Origin of the sequence: Verrucosispora sp. ts21, assembly GCF_002879555.1 — a bacterium.
Taxonomy (GTDB): Bacteria; Actinomycetota; Actinomycetes; order Mycobacteriales; family Micromonosporaceae; genus Micromonospora; species Micromonospora gifhornensis.
The window spans coordinates 78,152-91,563 of the sequence record NZ_PNOZ01000022.1; the positions used below are offsets into that span (position 1 = coordinate 78,152).

Consider the following 13,412-nt stretch of genomic DNA (forward strand, 5'->3'; position numbering starts at 1 on the left):
GTCACACCTCCTCAGAGTCCTGGCCGGCGGGGACGTTGGCCGGCTCCCGCTCGGCGACCATGCGCCGGGTGCGCGGGCTCGGTGGTACCTGCAGGTCCATCGGGGGCAGCGGGAAGCTGCCCTGCGGCCGGTTCTCGACCTGCTCGGCGACGGTCGGCTTCTGCTCCGGCTTGCGGTTCGGCCAGAACAGGGCGGCGATCAGTGCGATACCGCCGAGGATGCCGAACACCACCAGCCGGTCGTTGCGCTCCCAGTCCTGCACCTTGAGCCAGGTGGCCAGGAAGACGATCCAGACCAGGCTGACCGGGATGAGGACCTTCCAGCCGAGGCGCATGAGCTGGTCGTAGCGCAGCCGGGGCAGCGTGCCACGCAGCCAGACGAAGACGAAGACCAGCAGGATGACCTTGGCGAAGAACCAGAGCAGCGGCCACCAACCGGAGTTGGCACCCGACCAGATACTGATCGGCCACGGCGCGTACCAGCCGCCGAGGAAGAGCGTCACGGTGAACGCCGACATGGCCACCATCGCGACGTACTCGCTGAGCATGATCAGCGCGAACTTCAGCGAGCTGTACTCGGTCATGAAGCCCGCCACCAGCTCCGACTCCGCCTCGGGCATGTCGAAGGGCGGCCGGTTGGTCTCACCGACGATGGAGATGAGGAAGACCACGAAGCTCGGGAAGAGCAGCAGTGCGAACCAGCCCGGGCCGGGAAGCTCGGCGCCGAACAGGTTGAGCGTGACGCCCTGCCCCTGTGCGGCCACGATCTCGCTTGTGGACATCGTGCCGGCGAGCATGAAGACCGCCACGATGGACAGGCCCAGCGACACCTCGTACGAGATCAGCTGGGCGGTGGAACGCAGACCACCGAGCAGCGGGTAGGTCGAACCGGAGGCCCAACCGGCGAGCACGATGCCGTACACCGCCATCGAGGACAGGGCCAGCACCACCAGCACCGACACCGACACGTCGGTGACCTGCAACGGCGTCTGGTGGCCGAAGATGCTCACCATCGGGCCGAACGGGATCACCGACAGCATGGTGACCGCGCAGATCATCGAGATGGCCGGGGCGATGAAGTAGATGACCTTGTCGGCGGCCTTCGGGAGGATGTCCTCCTTGAAGGCCATCTTCAGGCCGTCGGCGAGGGTCTGGAGCAGACCGAAGGGGCCCAGCTGGTTCGGGCCGGGCCGCACCGCCATCCGCCCCACGACCCGTCGCTCGAACCAGACACCGAGCAGCGTGCCGAGCAGCGCGACGACGAAGGCAAAGACGACCTTGCCGAGGATCAGCCACCACGGATCGTGGCCGAAGTCGGTAAGCGACGGTGGCTGAGCGAGCGGGTTCATGCGACACCCCCGGAGGAGTTGAGGAGCGGGCCCGGACGGCCGGCCGCGTCGGCGGCGACCGACTCGGCCGTGCCGGGCGCGGAAATCCGCACCACTGCGCCGGAGGTCGCGCCCAGGCTGCGCCGCACGGTCGCACCGGGCGAGTTGGTGGGCAGCCAGACCACCCCGTCCGGCATCTCGGTGATCGCCACCGGGAGAGTCAACGCCCCCCGGTCGGTGCCCACCGTCACCGGGTCGCCGTCGGCGACACCGAGCGCCTCGGCGGTGCCCTTGCCCAGCCGGACCACCGGCGGACGGGCGGTGCCACCCAGGTGCTCGTCACCGTCGGTGAGACTGCCCAGGTCGATCAGCTGGTGCCAGGTCGACAGGACCGCCTCGCCGGCACCCGGCTGCGGCACCGCGGTCGGCGTGACCGACGGGGCGCCGGGCCGGGTCGTCCTGGTCTGCGGCAGTCCACCAAGCTCGCGGCGGACGCTCAGCACGTCCCCGGTGCCCAACCGCACGTCCAGCTGCGCGGCGAGCGCGTCGAGCACCCGACCGTCGGTCATCGCGGCGGTGGTCAGCACCGCGTCGAACGGACGCAGCCGGCCCTCCCAGTCCAGGAAGCTGCCGGCCTTCTCGACCACCGGCGCGACCGGCAGGACGACGTCCGCCCGGCGGGTCACCGCAGTGGCCCGCAGCTCCAGGCTGACCAGGAACGGCACCGCGTCCAGGGCCTGCTCGGCCAGCCGCGGGTCGGCCAGGTCGGCCGGGTCGACGCCGGCCACCACCAGGGCACCGAGCTGACCCGCCGCGGCGGCGGCGAGGATGCCGTCGGTGTCCCGACCGGCCTGGCTCGGGATCACCCCGGCCGGGATGTCCCAGGCCTCACCCAGCTCGGCACGGGCGGCCGGCTCGGTGACCAGACGCCCGCCGGGCAGCAGGTTGGGCAGGCAGCCGGTGTCCACCGCGCCACGGTCACCCGCGCGCCGCGGCACCCAGGCCAGCTTCGCGCCGGTACGCGCGGCCACCTCGGCGGCGGCGGAGAGCCCACCCGGCACGCTGGCGAGTCGCTCGCCGACGATCAGGATCGCGCCCTCGGCGCTGAGCGCCTCGGCGACCGTCGCGTGCTCGGCGAGCACCCCGGCCTCCTCGCCCGGCACCACCCGGGCCAGCTTGGCACCGAGCTTCTCCAGGCCGCGGGTCGCGAACGGGGCGATCGCGTACACCTTGAGCTTGTTCTTCAGGTACGCCTTGCGCAGGCGCAGGAAGAGGATCGGGCACTCCTCCTCCGGCTCCAGGCCGACAAGCACCACGGCCGGGGCCTTCTCGACGTCGGCGTAGGTGACGTCGGTGCTGCCGGCGACCGTGCTGGCCAGGAAGTCGGCCTCCTCGCGGGAGACCGGCCGGGCCCGGAAGTCGATGTCGTTGGTGTGCAGCGCGACCCGGGCGAACTTCGCGTACGCGTAGGCGTCCTCGACGGTCAGCCGGCCGCCGGTGAGCACCGCCGAACCCTGGCCACCGTCACGGGCGGCCCGCAGCCCCTCGGCGGCGACGCGCAGCGCCTCGCTCCAGGAAGCCTCCCGCAGCTCACCGGTGCTCTGGTCGCGGACCAGCGGGGTGGTGAGCCGGTCGGTGGCCCGGGCGTACTGGAAGCCCCAGCGGCCCTTGTCGCAGTTCCACTCCTCGTTGACCTGCGGGTCGTCGCCGGCCAGCCGGCGCAGCACCTTGCCGCGCCGCCAGTCGGTGCGCTGGGCGCAGCCGGCCGAGCAGTGCTCGCAGACGCTGGGGGTGGAGACCAGGTCGAACGGGCGGGCCCGGAAGCGGTACTGGGTGCCGGTCAGCGCACCGACCGGGCAGATCTGCACGGTGTTGCCGGAGAAGTACGAGTTGAACGGGACGTCCCCGGAGTCGCCCTCCTCACCGTACGCCTCGTCCCGGTAGATGTTGATCTCCTCGGCGGAGGAGCGGTTCATCAGGTCGATGAACTTGTCGCCGGCGATCTCCTCGGAGAACCGGGTGCAACGCTGGCAGAGCACGCACCGCTCGCGGTCGAGCAGCACCTGGGTGCTGATCGGCAGCGGCTTCGGGTACTCCCGCTTGTGCTCGTGGAACCGGGAGTCGGTGCGCCCGGTCGACATGGCCTGGTTCTGCAGCGGGCACTCGCCACCCTTGTCGCACATCGGGCAGTCGAGCGGGTGGTTGAGCAGCAGCAGCTCCATGACCCCCTCCTGCGCCTTCTTGGCGACCGGGGAGGTGAGCTGGGTACGAACCACCATGCCCTCGGCCACCGTCTGGGTGCAGGAGGCGACGGGCTTGCGCTGCCCCTCCACCTCCACCAGGCACTGCCGGCAGGCGCCGGCCGGGGCCAGCAGCGGGTGGTCGCAGAACCGGGGGATCTCGGTGCCGATCTGCTCGGCCACCCGGATCAGCAGCGCACCCTTGGGGGCGGTGACCTCGACACCGTCGATGGTGAGGGTGACCGTCTCGGTCGACTTCGCTACGTCCGTCATTAGTGGGCTCCCACCAACTGCTTGTCGGACAACTTCGGCGCAGTCCGGCCCTCGATGTAGTCGAGGTAGTCCTGCTTGAAGTACTTCAGGGACGAGGTCACCGAGCTGGTGGCACCGTCACCCAGGCCACAGAACGAGCGACCGAGGATGTTGTCGCAGGTGTCGAGCAGGGTGTCCAGGTCGTCGTGGGTGCCCTGACCGGCCAGGATGCGGCGGTAGACCCGCACCATCCAGTAATTGCCCTCCCGGCACGGGGTGCACTTGCCGCACGACTCGTGGTGGTAGAACTCCAGCCACCGGTAGGTCGCGTAGACCGGGCAGTCCTGGTCGGAGAAGATCTGGGTGGCCGTGGTGCCGAGGATCGACCCGGCCGCCGCGACACCCTCGAAGTCCAGCGGCACGTCCAGGTGCTCGGCGGTGAGCAGCGGGGTCGACGAGCCACCCGGGGTCCAGAACCGCAGGTTGTGCCCCGGCTGCATCCCGCCGGCCAGCTCGATCAGCTCGCGCAGGGTGATGCCGAGGCCGCACTCGTACTGGCCGGGGTTGGCGATCCGCCCGGAGAGCGAGTAGATCATCGGGCCGGCGGACTTCTCCGTGCCCATGGACTTCCACCAGTCCGCGCCACCGAGCACGATGTACGGCACGCTGGCGATGGTGCCGACGTTGTTGACCACCGTGGGGCTGGCGTACAGGCCGTGGGTGGCCGGGAAAGGCGGACGCAGCCGAGGCTGGCCGCGGAAGCCCTCCAGCGAGTCCAGCAGCGCCGTCTCCTCGCCGCAGATGTACGCCCCGGCGCCGGAGTGCACCACCAGCTCCAGGTCGAAGCCGCTGCCCAGGATGTTCTTCCCCAGGTAGCCCTTGGCCTTCGCCTCTTCGACGGCGTTGCGCAGCCGCCGCGCGGCGTGCACCGCCTCGCCCCGGATGTAGATGTAGGCCCGGTTGGCCCGGATCGCGTACGACGCGATGATCACGCCCTCGACCAGCGAGTGCGGGTCGTGCGTCATCAGCGGCAGGTCCTTGCAGGTCCCCGGCTCGCCCTCGTCGGCGTTCACCACGAGGTAGTGCGGCTTGCCGTCACCCTGCGGGATGAAGCCCCACTTGAGGCCGGTCGGGAAGCCCGCGCCGCCGCGGCCCCGCAGCCCGGAGTCCTTGACCAGCTGGATCAGGTCGTCCGGGTGGGCCTTGAGCGCCTTGCGCAGCGCCGCGTAGCCGTCGAGCTTCTCGTAGGTGCCGATCTGCCAGGCGTCGGGCGACAGCCAGCGCTTGGTCAGCACCGGCGTCAGCTTGGCCAGGGTCTCCGGCCGAGGCGTGGTCACTTCTGACCCCCCTTGTCGTTCGCAGAGCCACGGCCGGTGGACTCCGCTTCACTGAGGTTGCGCTCCTGCGCCTCGGCGTCGTCGCCGGCGGGCTTGGCGTCGCTGGCCGGCTTGTTGGCCGCCACACCGGCCGCCTCCGCCGCCTGGGCGTCCCGCGGCCCGGGTGCCGCACCGTCGGTCGGGACCTTCGTACCGGGAGCGTCCGGCACGGCGGTCTTCGCGTCCGGCTGGCGGGTCTCGGCCGTACGCAGCTGCGGCGACTTGCGGTCGGGAGCCGCCACGTCGGGTGCGGTGGTCCCGGTCGGTGCCGCCTTCGGCGGGGTGGCCGGGGCCGGCTTGTCACCGGCCTTGCTGCTGCGGATCGGGGTGTTCGGGTCGAAGCCCGGCGCCGACACGCCGTGCTGCTGCGCCAGCCGCAGGCCGCGCAACGAAGGCTCGCCCGGCACGCCGTCGGCGACCGCGCCCTCGCGCTCGTCGGCGAACCCGGCGAGCTGGACCGACATCTCCTTGAGGGTGCAGAGGCGGGCGCCCCGGCTCGGCGTGGGCCGGTTGCCGGCCCGCAGCTCGTCGACCAGGCCCACCGCACCCTGCGGGTCGACTCCGTCGAAGAAGTCGTAGTTGACGGTCATCACCGGGCCGTAGTCGCAGGCCGCCAGGCACTCGGCGTGCTCCAGCGTGATCTTGCCGTCCTCGGTGGTCTCGTCGTGCCCGACGCCCAGGTGCTCGGCGAGGGTGTCGTAGACCTCCTGGCCACCGAGCACGTTGCACATCGTGTTCGTGCAGACGCTGACCAGGTAGTCGCCGGTGGGCCGGCGCTTGTACATGGTGTAGAAGCTGGCGACCGCGCCGACCTGGGCCTTGTTCAGGCCGAGGACCTCGGCGCAGAACGCCACGCCGGCCGGGGAGACGTAGCCCTCCTCGGACTGCACCAGGTGCAGCAGGGGCAGCAGGGCCGAACGCGACCGGTCGGCCGGGTAGCGGGCGATGATCTCCCGCGCCCGGGCCCGGGTCTCGTCGGTGAAGACCGTAGTCACCGGTCACAACCTCCCATCACGGGGTCCAGCGAAGCGCCGCCGGCGATCACGTCGGCGATCAGGCCGCCCTCGGCCATCGCCGGCAGGGCCTGGAGGTTGACGAAACTCGGCTCCCGGTAGTGCACCCGGTACGGCCGGGTGCCACCGTCGGAGACCGCGTGCACGCCCAGCTCGCCACGGGGCGACTCGACCGCCACGTAGACCTGCCCCGGCGGCACCCGGAAGCCCTCCGTCACCAGCTTGAAGTGGTGGATCAGGGACTCCATCGACTGCCCCATGATCTTGGCGACATGCTCCAGCGAGTTGCCCATGCCGTCGACGCCGATGGCCAGCTGCGCCGGCCAGGCGATCTTCTTGTCGGCCACCATCACCGGGCCGGGCTTGAGCCGGTCGACCGCCTGCTCAATGATCTTGAGCGACTCGCGCATCTCGGCCATCCGGACCAGGTAGCGGCCCCAGACGTCGCCGTCGGCGTGCGTCGGCACGTCGAACTCGTACGTCTCGTAGCCGCAGTACGGCATCGTCTTGCGCAGGTCCCAGGCCAGGCCCGCGGAACGCAGCACCGGACCGGTGACGCCGAGCGCCACGCAGCCGGTCACGTCGAGCACCGCGACCTCGCGCGTCCGCTCCAGCCAGATCGGCTGACCGGAGAGCAGGTCCTCGTACTCCTTGAGCCGCTTCGGCAGGAGCTTGAGGAAGTCGCGGATCTTGACGATCGCCTCGTCAGGCACGTCCTGGGCGACACCGCCCGGCCGGACGTACGCGTGGTTCATCCGCAGCCCGGTGATCAGCTCGAAGATCTCCAGGATGTACTCGCGCTCCCGGAAGCCGTAGAGCATCATGTTGATCGCGCCGAGCTCCATGGCCGTGGTGGCCACCCAGACCAGGTGCGAGGAGATCCGGTTCAGCTCCATCATGAGCACCCGGATGGTGTTGGCCCGCTCGGTCACGTCGTCGGTGATGCCGAGCAGCTTCTCCACCGCGAGCGCGTACGCCGTCTCGTTGAAGATCGGCGAGAGGTAGTCCATCCGGGTCACGAAGGTGGAACCCTGGACCCAGTTGCGGTACTCCAGGTTCTTCTCGATGCCGGTGTGCAGGTAGCCGACGACCGAGCGGGCCTCCCGGACCGTCTCGCCCTCCAGCTCCAGGACCAGCCGGAGCACGCCGTGCGTGGACGGGTGCTGCGGACCCATGTTGACGACGATGCGACCCTCGTTGATCGGGTCGACCCCCGACACCACGTCGTCCCAGTCCCCGCCGGTGACGTTGAAGACGCGACCCTCGGTGGTCTCGCGTTCGGTGGCGTAGTTGGAAGCGCTCACTGGTACGACCTCCGCTTGTCGGGCGGCGGGATCTCGGCGCCCTTGTACTCCACGGGCACACCGCCGAGGGGGTAGTCCTTACGCTGCGGGTGACCCTCCCAGTCGTCCGGCATGAGGATCCGGGTCAGCGCCGGGTGACCGTCGAAGATGACGCCGAACATGTCGTACGCCTCCCGCTCCTGCCAGTCGGCCGTCGGGTAGACGGCGGTGACGCTCGGCAGGTGCGGCTCCTCGACGGAGACGGCGACCTCCAACCGGACCCGCCGCCGGTAGGTCATCGAGGTCAGCTGGTAGACCACGTGCAGCCGGCGGGCGTCGGCACCGAGGTAGTCCACCCCGGAGACCGAGGAGCAGAGCTCGAAACGCAGCGCCGGGTCGTCCCGCATCACCTGGCAGACCTCGGCGATGCGCTCCGGCCGGATGTGCAGGGTCAGCTCGCCGCGGTCGACCACCACGTGCTCGATCGCCTCGCCGAAGGCCGGGTACGCCTCCTCCAGCGCGTCGCGGACCTCGTCGAAGTAGCCACCGTACGGCCGGGGCGAGTCCTCGATGGTGCGCTGTGGCCGGACCAGGCCACCGAAACCGGAGACGTCACCGCTGCCCTGGTTGCCGAACATGCCCCGGCCGGCCGGCGCCGACGGAGGAAGCTCGGCGGGAGCGCCACTGGTCGCCCCGGCCGGCGTCACCGGAACCGGTACGCCGCCGGTGCTCGGCTTGGAGTCAGTCACTTGATCCCCCGGTACGGCTGGAGGTGGTTCTGGGCCTTCATCCAGTTCTCGATCCGCAGCTGCTCCTCGCGGCCCTCGCGGACAGCCTTCGTCCACTCGGCCCGCCGGGCCTTGTCGCTGCGGTACGACGACGGCATCGAGCCGTACGGCACCACCGGCACGTCACCGCGTGCCTCGCGGGCGGCGAGCATCTTGCGACCGTTCGCCCCGAGCGGCTCGTGGCCGATCTTCTCGCGCAGCTTGAGCACCGCGTCGATGAGCATCTCCGGCCGCGGCGGGCAGCCGGGCAGGTACATGTCGACCGGTACGACGTGGTCGACGCCCTGCACGATGGCGTAGTTGTTGAACATGCCGCCACTGCTGGCGCAGACGCCCATGGAGAGCACCCAGCGGGGCTCGGCCATCTGGTCGTAGATCTGGCGCAGCACCGGGGCCATCTTCTGACTGACCCGGCCGGCGACGATCATCAGGTCCGCCTGGCGCGGCGAGGCCCGGAAGACCTCCATGCCCCAGCGGCCCATGTCGTAGTGCGGCCCACCGGCGGCCATCATCTCGATCGCGCAGCAGGCCAGGCCGAACGTGGCGCCCCAGACCGAGGACTTGCGCGACCAGTTGACCAGCTTCTCCACCGAGGTGAGCAGGACACCGGCGGGAAGTTTTTCCTCGATACCCATCTGGGTTCCTCCCTCAGTCCCAGTCCAGGCCGCCGCGACGCCACTCGTAGGCGTACGCGACGAAGACCGCACCGATGAACACGAACATGGCCACGAGCCCGAACACCGGTAGGGCGTCGAAAGAGACGGCCCACGGGTAAAGGAAGATCATTTCCACATCGAAGACGATGAACAGCATCGCCGTCAGATAGAACTTGACCGGAAAGCGGCTGCCACCGATCGGCTGCGGGCTAGGCTCGATTCCACACTCGTAGGCTTCGAGCTTGGCTCGGTTGTAGCGCCGAGGCCCGGTGAACCGGGTGGCGACCGTCGAGAACAGCGCGAAGGCCGCGGCAAGGGCGAACAGCCCGATGATGGGTACGTAAGGCGAGAGCGACATATTCTTCTCCTGCTCGTCCTTCCCTGCCCTCGTTCGTTGGCGAAATTCACACTATTCACATCCCACCCGACGCCCTCCGGCGGGGTGGCCTTGCGTCCTAGACCGCTGGCGCGACCCGGGTCATCGCATTGATCACCCGGTCCATCGCGTCACCGCCCCGGGGGTCCGTGAGGTTGGCCAGCAGCTTGAGCACGAAGCGCATCAGCGTCGGGTGCGGCATGCCGTGCTTCGTCGCCACCCGCATGACCTCCGGGCGGCCGATCAGCTTCACGAAGATCCCGCCGAGCCGGTAGTAGCCGCCGAAGCGCGTCCTGAGCTCCTGCGGGTAGGCCATCAACGCCCGCTCCCGCTCGGCACCGGCCGGTCGGGCCAGCGCCTGCGCCGCGACCTCCGCGGCCAGTTCGCCGGACTCCATCGCGTACGCGATGCCTTCGCCGTTGAAGGGGTTGACCATGCCGCCGGAGTCGCCGACGAGCATGACGCCACGGGTGTAGTGCGGCACCCGGTTGAAGCCCATCGGCAGCGCCGCGCCGAGGGTCGGCCCTTCGGCGTTCGTCTCGTCGGTCATGCCCCACTCCGGTGGGGTGTTGGCCAACCAGTCGGTGAGCAGCCGTCGGTAGTTGGTCTTGCCGAAGGCCGAGGAGGAGTTCAGGATGCCCAGCCCGACGTTTACCCGACCGTCACCGAGGCCGAAGATCCAGCCGTACCCGGGCAGCAGTTCACCGGTGCCCTTGGCCCGCAGTTCCAGCCACGACTCCAGGTAGTCGTCGTCGTGCCGGACCTCGGAGCGGTAGTAGCGGCGCACCGCCACGCCGATCGGACGGTCCTCGCGCTTGGCAAGCCCCAGCGCGAGGGGGAACCGACCGGAGACGCCGTCGGCGGCGACCACCAGCGGCGCGTGGAAGGTGGCGGGGGCCTTGTCCGGGCCGGTCTCGGCCTCGACGCCGATCACCCGGCCGTTGTCGTCGAGCACCGGGCCGATGACGTTGACGCTGGTACGCAGGTCGGCACCGGCGGAGACCGCCCGCTTGGCGAGCAGGTCGTCGAAGTCGAGGCGGGTACGCACCAGGCCGTAGTTCGGGAAGCTGGCCAGATCCGGCCAGTCGAGTTCCAGCCGGACGCCACCACCGATGACCCGCAGGCCGCGGTTGTGCAGCCAACCGGCCTCGGTCGAGGTGTCCACACCCATCCGGATCAGTTGGCGCACCGCGCGGGGGGTCAGCCCGTCACCGCAGACCTTCTCCCGAGGGAACTCGGTCTTCTCCAGCAGCAGCACGCGTACGCCGTGCCGAGCCAGGTGGTAAGCGGTCGCCGAGCCACCGGGACCGGCGCCCACGACGATCACGTCGGCGTCGTTCTCCACCGCAGTCATTTGCGCCTCCTCCCCGCGTGCTCGTGAAATGCTTCACAAGCCAGCCGAGACGAGTCTAGGACTGTGGCCGTACGCTCGGTTTGTTAGGGCTACCTAACCTCGTGAAACCGGACTGGCCGCGTCGAGACCAGCCCGGATCGTCTCCGGCAGGTGCTCCCGGAGGGTGCCTCCGGCGGCCCGGTCCAGGGCCGCCAGCACCTCGGACACCACCTGCCGTACCTCCGCCGGATCCGCGCCGGCCAGATCCCGCAGCTGCTCCACCAACTCGGCGGCGTCGCCGTCGGCGACATCCCTCGGATCCGTCATGCCGGCCAGCCTAAGCCGTAAATCAGGGCGAATGACCGATTTTCCCCTAAATATCGCCAATCATTGCCGAATGCCGCGATGCAGGGCCACCACACCACCGGTCAGGTTGCGCCAGGCCACCCGACCCCAGCCGGCCGCCTGCACCCGGGCGGCCAGGGCCGCCTGATCGGGCCAGGCCCGGATCGACTCGGCAAGGTAGACGTACGCGTCGGGGTTGCTGGAGACGGTCCGCGCCACCGCCGGCAGCGACCGCATCAGGTACGACAGGTAGACCGTACGGAAGGCGGGGTTCACCGGAGTGCTGAACTCGCACACCACCAGCCGGCCACCCGGACGGGTCACCCGCGCCAGTTCGCGCAACGCGGCGTCGGTGTCGTTGACGTTGCGCAACGCGAAGGAGATCGTCACCGCGTCGAAGCTGGCGTCGGCGAACGGCAACCGCAGCGCGTCCCCGGCCAGCAGCGGCACCTGCGGCCGGGTGCGCTTGCCGGCGTAGAGCATGCCGAGCGACAGGTCGGCACCGACCGCGTACGCCCCGGAGTGGGAAAGCTCCTCGGTGGAGACCCCGGTGCCCGCGCCCACGTCGAGCACCCGCTCCCCTGGGCGCAGGTCGAGCGCGGCGCGGGTGGCCCGCCGCCAGAACCGGTCCTGGCCGAAGGAGAGGACGGTGTTGGTCAGGTCGTAGCGGGCCGCGACCCCGTCGAACATCGCGGCGACCTCGTGCGGCTGCTTGTCCAGGCTGGCGCGCCGGCCCTGCGGGATGCTCACCCCTCCACTCTGCCAGCCCGGTCCGCGACGGCTGGCGGCGAGGTCACCGGCGAACACAGTGAGGGCGAGGTGGTTGCCCACCCCGCCCTCACTGCCGTGCGTTATGTGAACGGCCCGCGCGGGCCGATAGAGGACGAGCCTCAGGCGTTGGTCTTCTCGTCACCCGGGGTCACCAGGACCACCCGGCGACGGCGGGACAGCAGGAACAGCACGGCACCGGCGACCACCACGGCCGCACCGACGCCACCGATCAGACCCGCCTGCACACCGGTGACCGGCAGGCCGCCGCCACCGCCGCCACCACCGCCGGCAGCGGTCACCACCACAGCGAAGTCGTCCTTGTTGTCGGACGGGTCGAGGTCGGCGAACTTCGACTCGTCGAATCTGCGCACCTCGGCCATGGCGAAGGACGGCTTCGTGGCCCGCTTGCTCGCCTTGACGCCGGCCGGCAACGCGCCGAAGGCCGACACCTCCATCCAACCGCCCTTCAGGGTGACCGGGGCCTCGACATCCTCGTCCACCACGATCCGCAGGTCGACACCGACCATGAACTCGGGCTCAAGCTCGAAGTCCTTGTCCTCGCAGATCGCGGTGCGCTTGTCGGAGCTGATCTCGCACCCTTCGATCGGGAACAAGGTCACCCCCTCGGGCAGCTGATAGGTCAGCCTGATGCCCTTGGCGACCCGGTCGCCCCAGTTGTAGACCAGGTTCCAGACGCGAGAGGTGTCACCCGGCCGCAACGGGAGGATTCCCTCATGGGCGTCCAGGGCGATGCGGTGCTTCACATCGAGGATGAGCACGCCCAGGTCGACACCGCTCTCCGGGGTCAGCTCGACGGTGATGTCGATGCTGTTGTTGCTGTCGTCGGTGTCGTCCGGCGAGACGATGCTGATGGTCACCGGAGCGCTGTACGGCTCGGTGACATCGCCATCAGTCTCGTTCCGCAGTTCGAGACCCACATCGGCCGTCTCGCCCGGTCCGGGGATGTCCTCGGCCAGCTCGCAGGTGAACAGCTCCGGCCTGGAGTCGCCGGTGGACTCGCACCCGCCGGCGGTGAACGGCTCAAGGTAGAGCTTGTTCTGGTCCACCTTCGAAACGTCGACCTTGAGCAGCACCCTGCGCGGCGTGCCCTCGCCCTGATTTGCGATCCTGACAAAGGCGACTTTGCCGTCGATGGCTCCGGCCGCGAACCGGGTGTCGGTGGCGGTGATCGTCAGGTCGGTCTCGGTTCCAGCGGCATGGGCCGGCGCGCCCAGCGCGGTGACCGCGCCCGAGGCGAGCAGCGCCGCCGTCGCGAGACTGACGGCACGGCGGGTACGGACGATCATAGAGATTCCCCCGGGGGAGTGAAGGAAGGTGCACATCCACCACAAGCTTCCCGGCTGATGGCCACTCAAGGATCTTCGCCACCCGGCGACGCGCTCCGGACACAGTCAGGGCGAGATGGTCACCCATCTCGCCCTGACTGCCTTGCGTTATGTGAACGGCCCCTGCGGGCCGATAGAGGACGAGCCTCAGGCGTTGGTCTTCTCGTCACCCGGGGTCACCAGGACCACCCGGCGACGGCGGGACAGCAGGAACAGCACGGCACCGGCGACCACCACGGCCGCACCGACGCCACCGATCAGACCCGCCTGCACACCGGTGACCGGCAGGCCGCCGCCACCGCCGCC

Annotated in this window: 13 protein-coding genes; all 13 read right to left on the reverse strand. The window is 69.9% G+C overall.

Annotated features, from left to right (window positions below):
* Position 1: 1 nt before the first annotated feature.
* On the reverse strand, positions 2-1,348 hold the full coding sequence (gene nuoH / locus C1A38_RS12290; RefSeq protein WP_102657961.1) for an NADH-quinone oxidoreductase subunit NuoH: 1,347 nt from the start codon (positions 1,346-1,348) through the stop codon (positions 2-4).
* Positions 1,345-3,840, reverse strand: a complete 2,496-nt coding sequence (locus C1A38_RS12295; protein WP_102657962.1) for an NADH-quinone oxidoreductase subunit G — start codon at positions 3,838-3,840, stop codon at positions 1,345-1,347. The genes nuoH and C1A38_RS12295 overlap by 4 nt, the downstream gene beginning before the upstream one ends.
* A complete protein-coding gene (gene nuoF, locus C1A38_RS12300; protein ID WP_013731023.1) occupies positions 3,840-5,156 on the reverse strand; it encodes an NADH-quinone oxidoreductase subunit NuoF in 1,317 nt (438 codons plus the stop codon). The genes C1A38_RS12295 and nuoF overlap by 1 nt, the downstream gene beginning before the upstream one ends.
* Positions 5,153-6,190, reverse strand: a complete 1,038-nt coding sequence (gene nuoE, locus C1A38_RS12305) for an NADH-quinone oxidoreductase subunit NuoE (RefSeq protein ID WP_013731022.1) — start codon at positions 6,188-6,190, stop codon at positions 5,153-5,155. The genes nuoF and nuoE overlap by 4 nt, the downstream gene beginning before the upstream one ends.
* On the reverse strand, positions 6,187-7,512 hold the full coding sequence (locus tag C1A38_RS12310; RefSeq protein WP_102657963.1) for an NADH-quinone oxidoreductase subunit D: 1,326 nt from the start codon (positions 7,510-7,512) through the stop codon (positions 6,187-6,189). The genes nuoE and C1A38_RS12310 overlap by 4 nt, the downstream gene beginning before the upstream one ends.
* Positions 7,509-8,240 (reverse strand): NADH-quinone oxidoreductase subunit C, encoded by a 732-nt coding sequence (locus tag C1A38_RS12315; RefSeq protein ID WP_013731020.1) that lies wholly within the window; start codon positions 8,238-8,240, stop codon positions 7,509-7,511. Before C1A38_RS12315 ends, C1A38_RS12310 begins: the two co-directional genes overlap by 4 nt.
* Entirely contained in the window at positions 8,237-8,914 is a 678-nt protein-coding gene (locus tag C1A38_RS12320; protein WP_102657964.1) for a NuoB/complex I 20 kDa subunit family protein, read from the reverse strand. Before C1A38_RS12320 ends, C1A38_RS12315 begins: the two co-directional genes overlap by 4 nt.
* A 13-nt stretch (positions 8,915-8,927) precedes the next feature.
* Positions 8,928-9,293 carry an NADH-quinone oxidoreductase subunit A gene (locus C1A38_RS12325; RefSeq protein WP_013731018.1) on the reverse strand — a complete coding sequence of 122 codons (366 nt, stop codon included), beginning with the start codon at positions 9,291-9,293 and terminating at the stop codon, positions 8,928-8,930.
* A 97-nt stretch (positions 9,294-9,390) separates the two neighbouring features.
* Positions 9,391-10,665 carry a geranylgeranyl reductase family protein gene (locus C1A38_RS12330; RefSeq protein WP_102657965.1) on the reverse strand — a complete coding sequence of 425 codons (1,275 nt, stop codon included), beginning with the start codon at positions 10,663-10,665 and terminating at the stop codon, positions 9,391-9,393.
* Positions 10,666-10,758: 93 nt separating this feature from the next.
* On the reverse strand, positions 10,759-10,971 hold the full coding sequence (locus tag C1A38_RS12335; RefSeq protein WP_102657966.1) for a hypothetical protein: 213 nt from the start codon (positions 10,969-10,971) through the stop codon (positions 10,759-10,761).
* A gap of 60 nt (positions 10,972-11,031) precedes the next feature.
* Positions 11,032-11,739: a demethylmenaquinone methyltransferase gene (locus tag C1A38_RS12340; RefSeq protein ID WP_102657977.1), complete on the reverse strand. Its 708-nt coding sequence runs from the start codon at positions 11,737-11,739 to the stop codon at positions 11,032-11,034.
* A 140-nt stretch (positions 11,740-11,879) separates the two neighbouring features.
* The gene (locus C1A38_RS12345; RefSeq protein ID WP_102657967.1) at positions 11,880-13,067 is read right to left on the reverse strand and encodes a hypothetical protein; all 1,188 of its coding nucleotides are present in this window, start codon (positions 13,065-13,067) and stop codon (positions 11,880-11,882) included.
* Positions 13,068-13,253: 186 nt separating this feature from the next.
* A partial coding sequence (locus C1A38_RS12350) for an LPXTG cell wall anchor domain-containing protein (RefSeq protein WP_146017527.1) occupies positions 13,254-13,412 on the reverse strand: 159 nt, incomplete at its 5' end.